An 18,175-nucleotide genomic window follows, 5' to 3' on the forward strand; every position below is an offset into this window, starting at 1 on the left:
TTCCTCTCAGTATGTATAGGGAAAAAGGACCAATGACATGCTGGATCAAACATTTTCTCTCATAGATATTCCACGTCTCTTGACTTTGACCTTTCTCGAAGGAATTCTGTCGGTAGATAATGCTCTCGCGCTAGCTCTCATCGTGCGTCACCTTCCCCCGATGGAAAAAAAGAAAGCTCTCTTTGTGGGTCTCATTTCTGCGATGATTTTACGAGCTCTTGGAATCTTAGCAGCAGCCTATCTCATCCAGATCTTTTGGATTCAACTCGCTGGAGGAGCCTACCTCTTGTATCTCGCCTGTGCCCACCTTCTAAGCTATAACAAGCACAAAGAAAAGAAAGAAAAAGCAAAGAAACCCTCCTTTTGGAAAGTTGTCATTCTCGTTGAACTCACCGACTTTGCCTTTGCCATCGATTCGATTTTAGCAGGGTTAGCTCTCATTGGCGTACATTTCACACCCCCACATCTGCCTCCGAAGATTTGGATTGTCTACTTTGGAGGGATCATGGGGATTATCTTGATGCGGTTTGCAGCGCGCCTCTTCACTTCGCTCATTGATCGCTATCCAGGCCTCGAGCTTGGAGCCCACCTGATCGTCGGCTGGATCGGCCTTAAACTCATCTTAGAGGCTTCGCTCAAAGCTGGCTTGCCCCATTACACAAGTCTTCCGACATGGGCGGGAACGCTCTTTTGGATAGGGGTCATCGGCTTTTTTCTCTCAAGCTTCTTCTTTAAGAAAAAGAGCTCAATTGATTCAAACTCGTAAAGTCTCTATAATTTTTCCTAGTTTGATGGAGGTTTTATGACAAATTTTAAAGCAGCTATTTCCCGCTACTATCGCGATCAAATCGCAGCAACGACAAAAGACTTTCTCGGTTTTAAAACATGGAGCAAGGCTTAAGCTATATGAATCTAGGCCCTTTCAACCACAATGTTCATGACTCCAAAGGTTTCAAAGACGATGAGACCGAAGCCTTCCGTGAAATGCATGACACCCGTATGCAGTTCAATGCTAAGTTTACTTGCTTAGGCTATGCGCTGCTGCTCATTGGAGCAGTTGCCTTCGGAATCTACCTCTATTTCTTTGGCTGATTATACGACAAAAACTCTCTTGCATCGATAGCGTCCCCATCAGGCTCTTGATCAAAGCAACGGATCATAAGATCGATCCCAGGTGCTTGCTTTTTGACCTTTCAAGTCACCACAGATTCGTCATGCTCAGTTGTGGATGTCTCAACAGCTTGGCGTGAGAGGTCTTTCTCTGAAAGAACTTTGAAATAGCGGAACCCATTTTGAAGGGCCAACTCTGCAGCACGCGTGAGAGCAAAACGGCGGACATCTTCAGAGTCAGTGTACTCATTCCCTCGGAAAGTCACGGCAAATTTGTCTTGATTCACGCGGTAGTCACTGTAACCATCGCCAAAAAACCCCTTTTGGTGATAGGAGGTCGAGCATCCGGCAAGGAAAAGGGCTGAAAGCCCTGCAGTGAGAATGAGTCTTTTTTTCATGTTTTCCTCTTGGTTTGGAGAAAGCATTATCACAAAAATTGAGGTAAAAGGCAAGGAAGAGTACCATAGCTTGTATGGCTAAGAAAAGTGAATCGGAACTGGTCTCTAATCGGCGGGCTAGACATGACTATGAAATCTTGGAAACCGTCGAAGCAGGAATCGTGCTACTTGGCACAGAAATCAAGTCTCTCAGAAACCATGGGGGATCGCTCCAAGATGCCTATGTGGTCATCGATAAAGGCGAGGCCTTTTTGAAGCAGGCATCCATTGCTCCCTATAAGTTCGGCAACGTTTTCAACCATGAGGAGCGCCGTGATCGAAAGCTTTTGCTTCACCACTATGAGATCACGAAACTGAAAAAGTCGATTGAGCAAAAAGGGCTCACAATCATTCCTCTTGCCATGTATTTGAAAAAGGGAATCGTCAAAGTCAAGCTTGGTGTGGCTAAAGGGAAAAAGCAACATGACAAGCGTCAATCCATCAAAGAACGCGAAGAAAAACGCTCTATTGCTCGCATATTGAAACAACAGGGTTGACACAGCAAGAGAAGTTTTTATATTTTCCTATGTGAAAAGTAATAAAGGGATACACTATGAAAGTCATCATCTCGAGAACCGAATTGGTTCAACTCATCGGAACCATTCAAGGAGTCGTTTCTTCTAAGCCAGCGATTCCTATTTTGGCAAATATTCTCATTGAAGTCTTCGATGGCAACCTCATCATCAGCGCAACTGATTTAACTGTGAGTACACGCGCGCAAACTGGTGCCAATGTCATTGAAGAGGGCGCAATTACATTGCCTGCAAAGCGGTTCTTCCAACTTGTTCGTGAGATGACAGCTCAAGATGTCGAAATCGAATGCACCACTGGGGAAATTGCCTACGTTCGCGGCGGTAGCTCAGAGTTTCGTATCAACGGAATCCATAAAAGTGAATTCCCTTCCCTCCCTGACATGAGTCAAGGCCAGTCCTTTGCTCTGCCAGGTGGAATATTTAAAGAGATGCTCTCGAAATCAGTCTTTGCCGCAGCACGAGAAGATAGCCGTCACGTCCTCAATGGAGTGCTGATGCAAATCGAAGGAAACACGGCCACTTTCGTCGGAACCGATGGGAAAAGGCTTGCAAAAATCCATACATCGATTGAAATCGAGGGGCAGCACAAACACGACTACCTTCTTCCACTTAAGGCATGCGAAGAAATCGTGAAAATGATCGACGATGATGAAGCTCTCAAAATCTCTCTTCTGCCTGATAAGGTAGGCATTGAAGTCGGATCGACAACGCTTGTGACTAAACTCTTGTCTGGAGACTATCCCGACATTGAGCGCGTGATTCCAACTGCATCTGAGCAAAAGTTCACTTTGCATCGCGAAGAACTCATGTCTCTTCTGAAGCAAATCGCCCTTTTCACAAGTGAAAAAAACCACTCAGTGCATTTCATTTTCAATCCAGGTGAACTCACGCTAACAGCGAATAGTAGTGACATCGGAGATGGAAAGGTCTCGATGCCTGTTGATTATTCAGGAGATAAATTTGAAATCGCATTTAATCCGTTTTATTTTCATGACATTTTACGCCACTGCAAAGATGAAACGGTTTCCTTTGCGATCACAAATGCGCACAATCCTGGTCTCATCACTGATTCTTCCACGGCGAATTTCGTGATCATGCCGATGCGACTGTCTGCGTGACCGATGCGACTCAAGCAGCTCGTACTTCGCAATTTTCGCAACTATGTGGACGAGGCTGTCACGTTTAGCCCCGGCGTTAATCTCATTTATGGAAAAAATGGGGCTGGAAAAACCAATTTGCTCGAAGCGCTCTACTTGCTCAGTACAGGGCGCTCGTTTCGAACAGCCCATTTGACAGATCTCATTCGGAATGACAGTTCTCACTTTTATATTGAAGCTCAGTTCGAAAAAGATGGAATTGATCAGTCTCTTTCTATTGGATTCGATGGAAAAAACCGAAAGATCCATCATAATGCTGCAACCTTAAGTAACTTTTCTCATTTACTTGGGATTCTCCCTTCTGTCTTGTATGCCCCAACAGATAGCCAGCTTGTTGCCGGTGCGCCCATTGACCGGAGGCGTTTCTTAAATATCCAACTGGCGCAATGTGACCCTCTCTACGTCCACCACTTGATGCGCTACCACAAAGCCATGAAAAACCGCAATGCTCTCCTCAAAGCTAAAACAGAGGAAAGCTTGGATAGCTGGGAAGAAATGATGGCGCACTCTGCGGCCTATTTGATGGGAAAACGGGCTGCTCTCATCGAGGAGCTCAAGCCCAAGCTTCGAGAGTTTGCTAAGATGCTTTCTGATGAAAATGACCATTTCGATCTTTTCTACTCCCCTTCTATTAGCATGAAGCACCTAAAGCACCTTCAGACCATTTTCCAAAAGGGTCGCAAAAAGGAACTCCTCTTAGGAACAACTTTAAATGGGCCTCATCGCGATGACTTTCTGATTTCATACAACAAGAGGGAAGCCAAGACTTACGCAAGTGAGGGGCAAAAAAGAACCTGTGTTGCGTCTTTGAAATTATCCGAACGAGATCGACTGGCAAAAGAAGAAGCCTTGCTCAGTATTGATGATTTTGGGATCCACTTAGACGAGAGGCGAAAAAGTTTGCTCCATACAGCAATCTCGTCTGTTGGACAGGTGTTTTTAACAGTGCCCTCAGATGAATTCATTGGAGAAGTGGCCCACGATCGCTTTCTTTATGTCGAAGGTGGGACTGTGACAAGTGATCAGCCATATGCCGGCAAGATATAATGAGCAGGGCCAGCTTTTCTCTCCGAACCGAGATATCTATCGATTGTTTCGAATGTATTATAAGAAGCGAGCTCTCTGACACTTTGAGGGGCTGACTCTGATTCTTTTTTAAACTTGCGCACTACGTTCACCCGGTCCAGGAAGGCCTTGATGACTTCCCCTTCATCTCCACCAAAAAATACTTCGAAATATTCAGGCCCGAGATCCTTTTTCCAAGTTTGAATGAGCCTTGCCACTTTCGACTCGGTTAAGGAATCGATAAAATACATGGCGTTTTGGGTAAGGGGTTTCGCCGAAAGCTCGAGATTTTTCCAAGCATATTGATTCCAAGTCGATCCATCAGGAAGCAATGAGCCTGGTAAATGCCCCCTTGGGAAACAGTTGGCATTATCAATCATTTTGATGTCTTTAATACGCTTCCCATCTTCTGACCTTTTTACCATCCAGTTATCCTCTTTGCGGTCGAGATTTCCAAGAATGTAGTCGAGAATGGCAAACTTCTGATATTTGGTTAACTCTCTTTCAGACACTTCAGTTGGAAGATCGATTTCTTGAGCTTCTTTATAACCGTGAACAAAGTGTTGAAACGAACCCTTGTGCCCTTGAGCATAGATGATCTCTGTTTTTGGAACAGAGTGTGCATCAAAAGCCCTATCAAGTAAGTAGGTAGCCCGTTCTGAAATCATGGCTCCAACTTGACGCATTTCAGAAAGTGGGAGATATCCCTCTTGCCCCGTAATTCTCATTAAGTCTAAAGCTTTTGATTTAAAGCGTTTTCCAAAAGTAAAATGAGCATTGATCGATTTAAAAATTCCATATGGTTTCCCTTTGCGATCGCGATAAATCACCGAACCATAAGACCCTTTATTCCGAATGGGCGAAAAGAGTTTTCTTCCCTCGAAAATTTCTCGCTCAGTCGTGATCTTCCGTCGTTTTGCCCGATCAGGTGCTTGTGCAAGAAAAGGTTCGAAACTGCAAACTGAGTCGGTTGCAAACCCCTCTTTGACATAACTCTGAAGAGCCGCTTTAACCCGGTTTTCATCAGCACCAATCATTCGCAGTAAATCACTGAGCTGTTGATAATCACTCATCGTGACTTTGTACCCTACAATAAGTTCGGCACGAGCAATCACCGCTCCAATCATTTCTTGAATGCTTTCTTCTGTTAGAGGATCACCTGAAAGCAAGTGAAAGTAGACTTCGGTTAGGACATTCATCACAATTCCTCGGTCGACATTTTTCTCAAAAGCTTGCTTGTAAGTGGCATTCAGAAACTCATCTCTTTGATGAGAAGGGAGATCTTGCAAAGTTTTCACAATGGCTCCAACAGTCAAAAAACCCTGAGTCCCGAGCTGCAATGCGCGAACCAATCGCTCGGGATCTTCTACTCCTGGATTCACATGGGCAAAAGCCACTGCACTTTTCTCAAACCCAAGTTTGAACTGCTCTGTGTTCATGACATTGCGACCAAAGTAAAAGCCATTGTCATTTTTGCCTGTATACTTAAGATGATTCTCAGATGAAATTTCTCTCATTGGAGTCGGATCTTCGGATGTTTGGTTACATAAAGCATATTTTCCATACTTCATGATGAACTCTTCAGGCGTCTTAAACTCGAGAAAGTACTTTTTTTCTTCTGTTGAAAGGTGAGCAAAACCATCTAGTGGCATTGAAAAGACGCGCACAACAGAAGGATAATCAGCTTCTAATTTCCTCAAGGAAGAAGAAGATTTTGTCAGACCTTGATGTAAGTGGATGCCTCCTCGTTCTTTTAGTGATTCAAGATGCATTTCAAGTGCCTTATCATTCTTAGTCGACGGACCAAAAGCTGCATGCAAAGCGCGATCTCCTAATTGAAACTGCCCGATTCCTAAATCAAAGTTTCCATTTTCTGTTAAAACGCGATCTCTGAAAGACTCAAAGGAAAATTTGCGATGCTTTTCAACTGCTTTATCCAAAGCTTTCGCAAGATAGGTGAGTTTTTGCCCTTCTTCCGGAATTTCTCCTAGAGATTCCTTGATTTGATTCAGGTACATGTCTCCTAATTGACGAAGTTCTCTCATTCCTGGAACTTTCATTTGAAACGTCGTACATAGATCCTGCAAGAGAGCAACTAAAGGGTTCGACCGACCTCCTTGATTTTGCATCCTTTGGTACAGTGGTGATTGAGAAGCTAAAAAAGCTAAGTCGCGCATTTGACGGCCAATATGGTACCCAAATTGGTCTTCATCTGAAGAGTTACGTAAATTCTGAACCAAATCAAAAAATAATGAAGCAAATTGTCGGTCTCGAATAGGTTCCAGATGGTCCATTAAGGCAAGGTAGCCTGCTTGGAATACCTTCGATGAAGGATCGGTGCCAAAAGTCTTTTCACCTAAAAGGAATTGCTTCACATCTTTTTTTGCTGCAGCTTTGTTTGTTAAAACTTCGAGAGTTTCGTCAAGCTTCTTCTTATCAAAACCATTGTTTTCCAAAGTCTTCTTTGCTCGTGCCAAGAAGAGCTCCTTCGATTGATCATGCTGGTGAAGGGCAGCTAATTTAAGCAGATGAAGTTTCTTTTGGACCTCAGGATACCCCTCTGCCTTAGCAGCTGCATGACGCAAGAATTGCTGTGGATCATCACTAATGATGGCTTTGAATTCTTCACCTAAAGACGGGGCAACCTCATTTGCAAATTCTATAGCCTTATCTTTCACGCATTCCGCTAGAGAATACGGAATGAGTTGACGAGCAAGTTCCAAAACTTCGGGCTGTGATGTTTGATTGCGGCCCAGTTTGCGTGCATAATTAAAAAACGCTGGATAATCTCTATGGTCTGCATGAAGAACAATTTCATCATAAGCAGGGTTTTCTAGAACCTTTTGGAGCGCATCAAATTTGTTTTGAGCGAGATCTCCCTTGAGGCTGATCATCTCAACCACATGGTGACGAAAAGAGCTGAAAATCTTATAGAGAATCGGCATCAAGAAATTGAAAAAAGCATAAGTGATCGCATTCATCGCCTTTCCGTAAGTATAGAAGGTCGTTTCAAGCGAAGTGTCACTTAAAATTTTAATTTTCGCTTCTTGAATGGGTTGGTTGATTCTTGGCTGTGAGCATGCCGAATCTGGATTTATCCCCTTTACTATTGTCATAAAAAAAACCTTAACCTCCCCTAAATTAGTTAAGATTATATCACAATAATTATAAAGATAATATAAAAAGGAATTTCTATTATGAAAACAATATGTAGATAAAAATTTAATATAACTTTATCTGTAAAATAAAAAATTTAGGTGACAAAATGAGCACTCCCTCAAAGCCTCCGGCATCTCGCAGTTTCACTCTTTTCTGGCTCTGGATCTCCATCCTAATCTTTGCTGCATCCAATGCCGTTGTAGCAAAAATAGGAGAACTTGGAGCCATGCATCCCACAGCTTCGGGTCACAATCCCATCTCTTTTTGTAACCTCTTTTTCACAGGAAACCTCCTTGCAGGAATTACATTACTCATCGTCTATCGCAAGAACTGGCGCCTAAGTGAGCTAAAGCAGGTGTCGCTGAAGATGTGGATTTGTATGTTTGTTCTCATCCTCTTTGCGGGAGTCTTAGCCCCCGCATTTTACTTCATTGCGCTCATGCTAACGGAAGTCACAAATGTCGTTTTGATTTCTACAATTGATGTCCCTCTAAGTCTCTTTTTTGCTTACCTGTTTTTCCGAGAAAAAGCTCGTCCTTTAGCCATTCTTGGAGCACTGATCGCCTTTGGAGGAATCATACTCATTTTCTTGCTGAATCAACCACCAATGGAAAATCGGATGACCATGAAAATGATTGATGTGGGTAACCCCGCAGTCAATCAGTTTTTGCAAACCCTTCCAAAAGGGGGAGAAATCCTCACAACGCTGGCAACTTTAATGACCATCATCGCCACTCAAATCAGCCGTTCCCTTCTTCGAAGCGTGTCTGTTGGAGTCTACAGCGTCCTCAGAATGATGGTCGGTGTTGTTCTCTTTTCGATTATTGTCATGTCCGTCTTTGGAGTACACCACTTTGATGATCTCTTTTCTCCTTTTCTTTGGGGATGGATGATCGTCTATGGAGCATTGATCATCGTAGTGGGTCAAATCATGTGGTATAAAGGTGTCAAAAAGGCTTCTTCTGCAGACATTTCAATGGCGACTGCGTTAACTCCCATTGCGGGAACCCTTTTTGCCTACCTCATCTTAGGCGAAGTTCCCAACAAAGCCCAAATCATTGGAGGAATCGTCATTTTATTTGGGATAGGAGTGAGTCTATTTGGAGAACTCCGCGCTAAGCGTAGGAAAGTCACGCATGAACGTCCCGGCTCCTTTGAGGGAATTTAATCGAGGCCAATCATCTTGGCAATTTTCTCCTTCGTATGCTTCCTTTCCTTGAGAAAAAGAAGAAGGAAAAGTGCTAGGAGCAGCGTGATCGGAAATGTCACCATTGCTTGCTTGTAGTCATTCGACGAGTAGAACGGCACTCCGTTTTTTATCACACCATCCCAACTCAAATCGAGGAAATACCCAAGCAAAGGCTGAATGATAGAAGAGCCAATTGCCACAATAAAGTTTGTCATGGCAATACTCGTTCCCTTGGCTTCAATGGGATTCAGTTCAATCGCAAGAGAGAAATGCAGGAGTTGAGCTGAGGAGAAAAAGCCCACCAAAAAGAGTAGCAAAAACAAGACCCCGACGTAAAGCTGTTCCACGTAGATGACTGGAACAATTGTGGCAGTTGTGAGAATAATGCTTCCAAAAAGAAACGGCTTCCTTTTACTAAATTTGTCGGAAATCATCCCAATAAGAGGCCCTCCTACAATCCAACCGACGAAGATCATAGAAACAGCATACCCTGCAAGAGTTTTCTCCATTCCATACTCTTGAACCAAAAATGGAATGCCCCAAAGAGACGCAAAGCCAGCTGTTGTCATGTAATAGAGAAGAGCAATCACGGCATTGAGATAGGTTTTATAGTTTGAGCAAACTACCTGTAATTTCGCAAATAGCTTCATGGTCGCATGTTTTCCTTCCCCTCTTTTCATGCGTTGAGGCTCTCTCCGAATGAAAAAGTAGATCGCAATGGCAAGGAGCACTCCAAAAACGCCAAAAATATGTAAAGTGAAGCGCCATCCAACAGCATCAATAGACATCGCAAGAGGCCCTTCAGCTCCAACAGCCCCTAACATCCCAATCGAATTTCCCAAACCAACTAAAAGTGCCAGTTTCTCAGCTGGGAACCAGTGAGAAGACACATACACCATTCCAACGAAACCAAATGCGGAGCCGATTCCCATAAAAAGCCGTCCCAATTCAGCCATTGGCAGGTGTGGTGCTAGAGCAAACATGAAACTTCCAAGCGCACAAATGAGAGAAGCAAACGTGAGCAGTTTACGCGCTCCAAAACGGTCCATTAAGATCCCTACAGGAAGTTGCATGGGAGCATATGCGTAAAAGTAAAACGCGCTAAGAGTTCCTAAAGTGCCGGCAGTCACTGAAAAGGCTGCCATGAGTTCTTTCACCATGGCCGTTGGAAAGACTCGAATGAAAAACTCATAAAAGAGAAAAGTGACTGTGAGAGCCCAAATCCACCAGCTCATTGCAGAGCCTTTTTTCATCTAAAACTCCTTAAGATGATTCAGATAGACAGCCCCAAGAGGAAAATCTTTTTCAAACTCTTCCCCTTTGCGCATTTTGTCAAACTGAGAGATGATTTTATTTGCTAAAACCTTTCCCAGTTGAACCCCTTCCTGATCAAAGGAGTTGATATTCCAAATAAACCCTTGGAAAGCCACCTTGTGCTCATAAAGGGCAAGGATCGCACCGATCGAATAAGGATCGCACTGCTTCGCCATCAAAATGCGTGTTGGACGATTTCCAGGAAACTCTTTGTTGGGATTGTCACTCTTTTTGCCTGTAGCAAGTCCAATCGACTGGGCAAAGAGATTTGACAAGAGCTTCTCTTGAGAAGTTGTGCCTTCATATTCATTGTCCATCCCCCGTTGGGTTTCACAAAAACCGACAAATTCTACAGGAACTGGAATGGTTCCCTGGTGAATAAGCTGATAAAATGAATGTTGCCCATTTGTCCCAGGCTCGCCCCAAATGATCGGCCCAGTCCAATGATCTACCGGAATCCCCTGCCGATCAATTCGCTTTCCATTTGACTCCATATCGCACTGCTGCAAATGGGCAGGAAAGCGAGACATCGCTTGCGAGTAGGGAATCACTGCAGTTGTCGGCAGCCCTAAGAAATTGTGGTTCCAAATCCCTAGTAAAGCTGAAAGAAGAGGGAGATTTTGATAAGGATCTTCATGAAGGGCTAATTTATCCATGGCATTGGCCCCTCGTAAAAACTCGAGGAGTTTTTCCATTCCAATCGCAAAGGCAAGTGTCACACAACCTACCATCGAAGTGACAGAATAACGCCCGCCAACAAAATCCCAGATGTAAAACGACGCCCGGTATTTCTCCGGGTTATCCATCGGACTCCCCTTTCCGGTAACAGCAATAATATGGTTTTTAGGCGAAAGTCCCACGTCGAGAAACCGTTTTCGTACGAGCTCTTCATTTGTCCGAGTTTCGAGTGTTGAGCCAGACTTAGACACAATCACCACCAGTGTTTTGCCCAAATCCACCTGACTCAAGACATTTGCCGCATCATCAGGATCTACATTTGAAACGAAATGTGCACGACGACCGGATCTACTAAATGCCTCCAATCCCAGATAAATGGCCTTCGGACCGAGTTCTGATCCCCCAATCCCGACTTGAACAATATCGGTGAAGTTTTGCTTGTCGACCTCATCGAGAAACGTTTTCAATTTTTCAAGTTCTGCATAGGCTTCTGTCGAAGCATTTTTAGCTGCCTCTACTTCACACCTGCGGTCAAAAAAATCACGCATCGCCGTATGCAAAACAGAGCGCTCTTCACTTTCAAACCCCTCAATCTTGTTAATGACCTCTCCATTTTGCATGGCATGCATCTTCTCAATCACATTGGCTTCTTTCGCGAGGTCGCACAGTGCATCCATGACCTTCTTAGTCACACGCTCCGTTCCATAAAAAAGCTTAAGGTTCAAACTCGAAGCAACCATTTGCTCCAATCGCTTCGGCGAAAGGGAACCTTCTTTAGAAAGATCAATTGGTTTTTCTGCTAACTCTTTCAGTCTCTTTGTAGCTTCATACTCATTGAACGCAGACATTGCCTATCCCATCTAGTTAAAAAATACGAGTCATACAACGAAATGAACCGATTGTAAATACTTTTTTATACCATTTACCAAAAATAAATTACAGAATTAGCGCAGAGATTTTCGAAGGAAAATTGGGTTTGGAGAAGAGCCTAACCATACATTGGTTAGCGAAATCGAAAACTCAATTTTAACCTAAAGAATCAAGCTACATTCACTAAGTTATTTTTGATAAATGGTATTACCCAATTTCTACGCTTATTTTACGGGCCTCGAGTTTGCTGATAAAAGTTGGGTCATGAGACACCGCAATGATCAGTCCAGTAAAAGACAGTAAAGCCTCTTCAAAGGCTTCTAATGTCAATAGATCAAGATGGTTTGTGGGCTCATCAAGAAGGAGCACATTTGGCTTGGAAAGCATGAGAGTAAGAAGCATAAACCGTTTTCGCTCTCCAACACTCATTGAAGAAAAAGGACGATTCAAAAGAAGCTCTCTTTTAAGGGCTGCTTTATGAAGCTCTTTTCTTAAACTTTCTTCTGTGAGTTGAAACCTCACCGCAAAAAATTCCAAAGGGGTTTGATTCAAGGGAAGATTTTTCACTTCTTGATCAAGATACCCTACGCTTGCTTGCGAGGAAACATAGACCTTTCCTTGCTTTGGCTCGAGTTCTCCTAAAATCAGCCGAAGAAGCGTCGTTTTACCCGAACCATTTGCCCCAGTCAAAATCACACGTTCTCCAAAAGCAAAAATCATCGAAAACTGCTCATACAAACTTTTTCCCTCATAGTCATGAGAGAGATTGGCAATTTCGATTGCTTGGTCATGATGAAACGGCGCAGCCAAAAATCGAAGCCCTGTGATACTCTTCGGTCTTGGATGAGAAATCGCCTGATTCTCTAGTGTCTCAAGCCTTCCCTTCAAAACATTTAATCGCTGTTGTTTAGATTTTTGATAGCTTTCACCATGTCGATCGTAAGCCATAATGTTCCGATCTTTTGGTTTGGCAGGCTTTGGGCAAGAAAACGTCATGGCTTTGATTTGCTTTTTGATGCATTTTCTCTCTTCTTCTTGCTCCTCGTAAATTCTCATTTGCCTCTCAAGTTCAGCTTGCTTCTCGGAGAGATAAAAGTCATAATTTCCAGCATAAAGCGCTAGCTTTCCCTCTTTAAGTTCAACAAGAGAATGGCACACGCGGTTTAAAAAACTCCGATGGTGAGAAGCTATGATCGTGGCACCAACGCGGCTTATAAGCATTTTTTCAAGCCAAACGAGCATTTCATCATCTAGATGATTTGTCGGCTCATCGAGTAAGAGGATATCGGGATTTTGAGTTAGCGCTTTAGCTAAAGCCATACGCACCTTTTCCCCACCACTAAGTTCACTCATCGGCAGATCTAAAAGTCGACAGTCTAGCTTGAGTCCGCTTAAAACTTTCACAACTGGCAAGCGGCAATACCCTCCTTGAAGTTCATACTGCTCATGAAGCGTCTCCCACTCCTCTAGCCGATTGGGATCCTCCAAGCACTTCTCCATCTCCCTTTCGAAACGGAGAAGCTCAGCATCTTCTAAGTATTCCCGTACACTCACTTTTGTTGCTAAGACAGGAATTTCTTGAGGAAGTATCCCAACTCTTAGAGGAGTGACTCTTTTGACATGTCCTGCATCTTCCTTAAGGACGCCTTCAACGATCTTGAGCAAGGTCGACTTTCCGGCTCCATTTTCCCCTATAAGAGCGATGAGATCTCCTTCATGAACAGACAAGGAGACATCTTGCAAAATGTGGGCATTTCCAAATGATTTACATAGATGTGAAAATTGAATGAGAAGTCTAGACATAAGTTTGTTCCTGGGTTGATTGAGAAAAGACTGGAATCAAACTTAAATTTTCACTAGATACGACCTCTCGTAAGTTGTAGCTTCATTCTAACAGATGTCTAAACGCCAATCAACCCTTTGTGATCCGATAAGGATTGATCCAGCTGAGGCTTGTACGTTTCAAGGACACTTAATTGAAGCTCAAGACCTGTTCCCTTATCGTTGACTAAGATGTAATCCAGCACTTCTGGAGGGGCTTCTGCTGCGTTTTTCTTGATATGATGGTCAAGCATATCGCTGCCCGTAAATGCAGCGGGATGTTGGTCGGGAAAGCCGTCTTTAAAGCCTAGCCCTAGCATCTTTTGATAATCGTCATTGGACTCATCCAACCGATTGATGTTGAGATCACCCAATAAGACGCAAGGTTTATCAGCTGTTCGCTCGACAATAAAGTCCTGAATCGCTCCCAGTTCTCTTTGACGCATTTCGCGGTCATCTGCGTCATTTCCTGAGTGAAGATGGGTATAAAGGTACCACTTATCAGCAGTCTCTACTGCAAAAAAACCACGCATCATGTGCCACTCTTCTCCCTCAACCACTTCTGAATAAGGGTGAAAAGAAGGCGCTGAAATAATGGGAACACGTGACGCCACAAACTGACAGCTTTCTATTCCCCAAGTATTCAACCCAATATCGACAAAAAAGTGGGAAAAGTCATCTCTCAAGTTATAGTACAACGCAGGAGTCAGCATGCGATTGCATTCGCATAAAAACAGAAGGTCTAAGTCTTCTGCGCGCACTCTTTCCGCCAGTTCTCCGATACGTGCATTTCCAGGGGTGGTTCCACCACAAGAATAAGGAAGACCTCCATATAAACCACAAAAATTGAGATGCATGAACTTTGGCTTTTCAGGTGATCTTTCCTCAGCATTCCCTGAGAGATAGCGATAGTTTCTCGATTCAAAGATGCGCGCGACTCCAGTCAGTAGGCGGCCACTCACTTCGAGCAGAAATGTGATCCCCATTCCCGCTAGGGAAAGAGGCGCAATAAAAAAGCGTTTGGCGTATTCATAGGCCTTAGTTGCCTCTTGGCCATATTCATCTGGGAGAAAAGATAGCAGACAATATTGAAAGGCTGTCTCAGCTTCCCAAAAGGGCATCATTAAATACGAAGCAGTCCCTTTGACCTTATCCACAATTGTTTCTGTCGTGGTTGGCTGAGTCAAAATTAAAAAATTATCTACCCCATCTCCTGCGACTTCGACGCTCATGGAACACTCCTTAAAATTTCAGAAAAATGATACCCGATGGTAGAACACAATTGCAAATAAAAGGTTTGCTCAGTAAACTAATGGGATCTTTGTCTTCGGGGCATAGCGCAGCTTGGCTAGCGCGTCTGCTTTGGGAGCAGAAGGTCGGGGGTTCAAATCCCTCTGCCCCGAAACTCTTCCCAAGAAATTTCTATAGGCATTTCAAGCGAGCTTCCGACTGTCACAATTTCTCCCCCAGCAGCGACAAAACCTTGCGCTTTCCTCTTTCCTTGGTTAGAAAGAAAGTCGCTAAAAATGACTAGCGAGTCCAGCCCATCCCAACTCTCTGTCAGATGCGCTTCTGAGACAATGCGAAAAGGAACTTTTTGCTGCTGCAATTCTTCCATACACCGATCCATTGCAGCCAAGCTCTCTTTTGAGCAATGAGTATGCAATGGCAACGTGATTCCAACACGGGCATGAGCAGCTTCGGAGCTAAAGGGACCGATTGGTAAGGAATGCCCTTTTAAACCCACATAAAGGTAAGGAAAGTGCTCTTTCGAAAGAAACTGTGCTAAGCGCGCATTCGAGCCTTCAAATGGCACAAATAAAGCCATGGGCATAGCCTCATCGGAAAGCGCTGCAGCTAAGCGATGGAGATACTCAGAAAAGATCTCAACACAATACAAGTTTTTCGGATCGGGAAACTTTTGATAAGATTCTTGCCAGTCGGTAAAACCCTCCTCATGTTCTAGATTCCACTTAAATGGAATGAGCAACGGTCCTTGGTACAAACAGACTCCAAAAGTCTTGTCTAGAAATGGAAGCAAGAGTTCCTCGTTAAAACTCTTAATCGCCACTAGAAAAGAGGCGAGCGTCGTCTTGTCATAAAACGAGACTGAGGCCAAATCAAAGTCGAGATTCCACAAAATCTTTTCAGCAGTTTCAGCTTCTTCTTGAACCTTTGAAAAGTCGAGGTCAGATGCCAGCGAAAGATCAATGGAAAGGGTTTTCAATTTTTCATCACTTAGAGGCTCATAAAGGGTTCCGTTTTCTTGGAACTGAATGTCGTCACAGGTAAATGTCATCACTTCTCACAGAGATATTCAAGGTAGTAAATTTCGCGCCCCAATGAACGCCAAAGCCGATCAAAGTAGGAGCTGCCATAGTTTTTTTGATTTGGATGTGTTGAGAGTTGCCATGCAGCAACTTTGCTAATTTCGTCTTGCATCTGCAAAACGTACTCTTTTGCATCGGAAACGAGCTGCGCATTCCCTCCGGGTCTGACAGCTGTTAACACATCTCTCATAAACGGAGCTTGAATCAAGCGGTGTTTTGCATGCCGGTCTTTTGGCCAAGGATCGGGAAAGTTCACATAAATGGTTTCGACGCTACTTTCAGGAACATACTCACGCGTGAACACTTGAGCCTCTCCACACACGATTAAGAGATTGGACACATTTTGATTTGTCCGTTTTGAATGAATCTTGCGCACCCGCTCAAACTTCATCTCAACTCCGACCCAATTCACCTCGGGATGCGCCATCGCTCGCTCGAGAATCCACTCGCCGTTTCCGCTGCAGTACTCGATATGGATGGGGTTGTCATTGCCAAACAGCTCTTGCCATGAGGGAAAAGAAAACTCTCCATATTTGTCATAGTAAGTGGGCACATAAAAGATCCGCTCCAAAATGCAGGGGCGACGATCTTGAAAAGAAAAAGGCGGTTTTAAATCTTTTGGTTTCATAGCCAACCATTTTAACGATCCCTCTTGATGATTACAAGAGAGAGTGCTATCGTCGAATTAAAAATTTAGATCGTCCCATGCGCCGCTTTCTCACGACTCTCTTCATCGCCTCCCCTTTTCTCCTTTCAGCGGAGGAAACCACCATCGATTTGAAACAAGTTTTTAGTAGCGCTCCGGTCATTTATTCCCTCCTCTTCCTGCTCTCCTTTAGCGCTGTCATGATCTACATCTACACCTACTTTTCCTCGAGACCCAAACAACTGATGCCCCTTGAAGACCGGGAAATTCTTGGTAAAGCCATCTTGAATCGCAATAACTCCCTCGCCCTTGAGCTATGTGAAACCAAACCCACTGTATTCAACCAAATGATTGCAGCAGGCCTCCGTAGCCGCTCTTTTGGCCACCAAGCCATGGTCGAAACCATGAAAGGGGTTGGCAAAAGGCAAACCTCTTCACTTTGGCAAAAGGTTTCACTCCTCAATGACATAGCTATTGTCGCCCCAATGCTGGGCCTTCTCGGAACTGTTTCAGGGATGTTTTACGCGTTCTACGACCTCAATCGCTCGCTTGAAAGTATCAGCGCCCTCTTTGACGGACTTGGCATTTCTGTTGGCACAACACTTGCTGGTCTAATTGTCGCCATTTTAGCTATGATTCTCTGTACTCTCCTCAAATATCGACTGACAAAGTCTCTTACAGCAGTCGAAAACGAAGCTTTATCCCACGCAGTGAGGTTCCTCCATGAGCCTAGTGCCTGACGAACACTTTTCTCCCCGCCTCTCGTTCAATTTTGCCCCCATGGTCGATTTTCTCTTTATCGTCATTGCTATCTTTGCTGTTGTGGCCATCACACGAAAAGCGCTGTACGACGCCGACGTCAACCTCGTGAAACACGACGCCCCCAACATTAAAGCCTCTCCAAGAACGCAATCCCATACCGTCAATTTGAGTATCTCTGCGCAAGGAGAGTATAAGTGGCTCGATGCCTCCGAAGAACAAACCTTCAAAAGCATTCAAACTGTTAAAGAAACCCTTTTGCAACATGTGGACAACCCTTCCCAAAACCAAATTCTGCTCCACATCGACCAAGATGCTCAATGGACTTCGATTGCCAAACTCATCTTCGCCATGCACGAAGAAGGCTTTACCGTTTATCCCGTTTATGAAAAAAGAGAAAGCAAACCCTTTATCATCAAAAATTGACATGAGACAAACTCTTTTAGACATTTTACGTGACCGCAACACTTCGACTGTTGACTTTCGAATGGCTTCTGACAAACTTGCCCAGCTCATTGCAACCGACATTGCGGCTCCTTCTGAAGAGGTCGTCCTCATTCCCATTCTGCGAGCAGGGATCGCATTGCTCCACTCATTTATGCAGTGCTTTCAATCTGCCCGCGTTGGATTTATCGGCGTGCAACGGGATCGCCAAGCTCTCCCAGTCCTTTACTACGAAAACCTCCCAGCTCTTAGTAAAACAGATGCGATCATCATCCTCGCCCCGATCATTGCAACAGGCGGTAGCACTCTCATCACCCTTGAAAAACTGACCCAAAGCGGAGGCTCTCCCGAAAACATCACACTCGTTGGAATGGTGGCTGCGCCTGAAGGATTAGAAGCCATTAGACAGGCTTTTCCAGCTGTTGAAGTAAAGGTTTCCGCAGTTGATCAAGGGCTCGACGATCGAAAATACATCGTCCCCGGCCTAGGAGATTTTGGAGATCGGTATTTTGGTTGTTGACGAAAACCCTTCAAAGCTTTTATTTTTTATGGATTATGCGTCTTTGCCCAGGTGGTGGAATTGGTAGACACGCCAGATTTAGGTTCTGGTGCCGCAAGGTGTGGAGGTTCGAGTCCTCTCCTGGGCAATTTCATTTAAGGAGG

17 protein-coding genes and 2 tRNA genes are annotated in these 18,175 nt (G+C 44.2%); 11 read left to right on the forward strand and 8 right to left on the reverse strand.

Annotated features, from left to right (window positions below; translation table 11 throughout):
• Positions 1 to 37 precede the first annotated feature (37 nt).
• Positions 38 to 766 carry a TerC family protein gene (locus ACOOFG_RS06510; protein ID WP_420420666.1) on the forward strand — a complete coding sequence of 243 codons (729 nt, stop codon included), beginning with the start codon at positions 38 to 40 and terminating at the stop codon, positions 764 to 766.
• Positions 767 to 906: 140 nt separating this feature from the next.
• Positions 907 to 1,092, forward strand: coding sequence for a hypothetical protein (locus ACOOFG_RS06515; protein ID WP_420420667.1), 186 nt, complete (start codon positions 907 to 909; stop codon positions 1,090 to 1,092).
• Between the two features lie 101 nt (positions 1,093 to 1,193).
• Here the strand turns inward: ACOOFG_RS06515 and ACOOFG_RS06520 are convergent, their stop codons facing one another.
• Positions 1,194 to 1,508 carry a CC0125/CC1285 family lipoprotein gene (locus ACOOFG_RS06520; RefSeq protein WP_420420668.1) on the reverse strand — a complete coding sequence of 105 codons (315 nt, stop codon included), beginning with the start codon at positions 1,506 to 1,508 and terminating at the stop codon, positions 1,194 to 1,196.
• A 74-nt stretch (positions 1,509 to 1,582) separates the two neighbouring features.
• Between ACOOFG_RS06520 and smpB the strand changes: the two genes are divergently transcribed.
• From smpB to recF, 3 genes are read left to right on the forward strand one after another with little or no spacing between them, the layout of a single operon-like run.
• Positions 1,583 to 2,044, forward strand: a complete 462-nt coding sequence (gene smpB / locus ACOOFG_RS06525) for an SsrA-binding protein SmpB (protein ID WP_420420669.1) — start codon at positions 1,583 to 1,585, stop codon at positions 2,042 to 2,044.
• A gap of 56 nt (positions 2,045 to 2,100) precedes the next feature.
• A complete protein-coding gene (dnaN, locus tag ACOOFG_RS06530) occupies positions 2,101 to 3,198 on the forward strand; it encodes a DNA polymerase III subunit beta (protein ID WP_420420670.1) in 1,098 nt (365 codons plus the stop codon).
• A 3-nt stretch (positions 3,199 to 3,201) separates the two neighbouring features.
• A complete protein-coding gene (gene recF / locus ACOOFG_RS06535; RefSeq protein WP_420420671.1) occupies positions 3,202 to 4,284 on the forward strand; it encodes a DNA replication/repair protein RecF in 1,083 nt (360 codons plus the stop codon).
• Here the strand turns inward: recF and ACOOFG_RS06540 are convergent.
• Complete coding sequence (locus ACOOFG_RS06540) at positions 4,260 to 7,418, reverse strand: hypothetical protein (RefSeq protein WP_420420672.1); 3,159 nt, start codon at positions 7,416 to 7,418, stop codon at positions 4,260 to 4,262. The genes recF and ACOOFG_RS06540 overlap by 25 nt on opposite strands.
• A gap of 149 nt (positions 7,419 to 7,567) precedes the next feature.
• Here ACOOFG_RS06540 and ACOOFG_RS06545 point away from each other — a divergent pair, with 149 nt between their 5' ends.
• Positions 7,568 to 8,629: a DMT family transporter gene (locus ACOOFG_RS06545; protein ID WP_420420673.1), complete on the forward strand. Its 1,062-nt coding sequence runs from the start codon at positions 7,568 to 7,570 to the stop codon at positions 8,627 to 8,629.
• On the opposite strand, the gene ACOOFG_RS06550 is transcribed toward ACOOFG_RS06545, so the two are convergent.
• The 4 genes from ACOOFG_RS06550 to ACOOFG_RS06565 all read right to left on the reverse strand — a co-directional run bounded on the left by ACOOFG_RS06550 (position 8,626) and on the right by ACOOFG_RS06565 (position 14,565).
• On the reverse strand, positions 8,626 to 9,903 hold the full coding sequence (locus tag ACOOFG_RS06550) for an MFS transporter (protein ID WP_420420674.1): 1,278 nt from the start codon (positions 9,901 to 9,903) through the stop codon (positions 8,626 to 8,628). The genes ACOOFG_RS06545 and ACOOFG_RS06550 overlap by 4 nt on opposite strands.
• Complete coding sequence (locus ACOOFG_RS06555) at positions 9,904 to 11,490, reverse strand: glucose-6-phosphate isomerase (RefSeq protein ID WP_420420675.1); 1,587 nt, start codon at positions 11,488 to 11,490, stop codon at positions 9,904 to 9,906. It lies immediately after the preceding gene.
• A gap of 229 nt (positions 11,491 to 11,719) precedes the next feature.
• Positions 11,720 to 13,315, reverse strand: a complete 1,596-nt coding sequence (abc-f, locus tag ACOOFG_RS06560; RefSeq protein ID WP_420420676.1) for a ribosomal protection-like ABC-F family protein — start codon at positions 13,313 to 13,315, stop codon at positions 11,720 to 11,722.
• Positions 13,316 to 13,413: 98 nt separating this feature from the next.
• A complete protein-coding gene (locus ACOOFG_RS06565) occupies positions 13,414 to 14,565 on the reverse strand; it encodes an endonuclease/exonuclease/phosphatase family protein (protein WP_420420677.1) in 1,152 nt (383 codons plus the stop codon).
• 96 nt (positions 14,566 to 14,661) lie between these two features.
• Here ACOOFG_RS06565 and ACOOFG_RS06570 point away from each other — a divergent pair.
• Positions 14,662 to 14,736: transfer RNA gene (locus tag ACOOFG_RS06570), tRNA-Pro, on the forward strand.
• Here the strand turns inward: ACOOFG_RS06570 and ACOOFG_RS06575 are convergent.
• Together ACOOFG_RS06575 and trmB are read right to left on the reverse strand one after the other, a co-directional pair.
• Complete coding sequence (locus ACOOFG_RS06575; protein WP_420420678.1) at positions 14,718 to 15,632, reverse strand: hypothetical protein; 915 nt, start codon at positions 15,630 to 15,632, stop codon at positions 14,718 to 14,720. The two genes, ACOOFG_RS06570 and ACOOFG_RS06575, sit on opposite strands and share 19 nt — an antisense overlap.
• A complete protein-coding gene (trmB, locus tag ACOOFG_RS06580) occupies positions 15,632 to 16,291 on the reverse strand; it encodes a tRNA (guanosine(46)-N7)-methyltransferase TrmB (protein WP_420420679.1) in 660 nt (219 codons plus the stop codon). Before trmB ends, ACOOFG_RS06575 begins: the two co-directional genes overlap by 1 nt.
• A gap of 77 nt (positions 16,292 to 16,368) precedes the next feature.
• On the opposite strand from trmB, the gene ACOOFG_RS06585 reads away from it, so the two are divergent.
• The 4 genes from ACOOFG_RS06585 (at position 16,369) to ACOOFG_RS06600 (ending at position 18,159) form a co-directional block, all read left to right on the forward strand.
• Complete coding sequence (locus tag ACOOFG_RS06585) at positions 16,369 to 17,049, forward strand: MotA/TolQ/ExbB proton channel family protein (RefSeq protein ID WP_420420680.1); 681 nt, start codon at positions 16,369 to 16,371, stop codon at positions 17,047 to 17,049.
• Entirely contained in the window at positions 17,033 to 17,494 is a 462-nt protein-coding gene (locus tag ACOOFG_RS06590; protein WP_420420681.1) for an ExbD/TolR family protein, read from the forward strand. Before ACOOFG_RS06585 ends, ACOOFG_RS06590 begins: the two co-directional genes overlap by 17 nt.
• A gap of 1 nt (position 17,495) precedes the next feature.
• Positions 17,496 to 18,032, forward strand: a complete 537-nt coding sequence (gene upp, locus ACOOFG_RS06595) for a uracil phosphoribosyltransferase (RefSeq protein WP_420420682.1) — start codon at positions 17,496 to 17,498, stop codon at positions 18,030 to 18,032.
• 45 nt (positions 18,033 to 18,077) lie between these two features.
• Positions 18,078 to 18,159, forward strand: a tRNA-Leu gene (locus ACOOFG_RS06600).
• The last annotated feature ends 16 nt before the right edge of the window (positions 18,160 to 18,175 follow it).

Origin of the sequence: Simkania sp., assembly GCF_965215465.1 — a bacterium.
Classification (GTDB): Bacteria; Chlamydiota; Chlamydiia; order Chlamydiales; family Simkaniaceae; genus Simkania.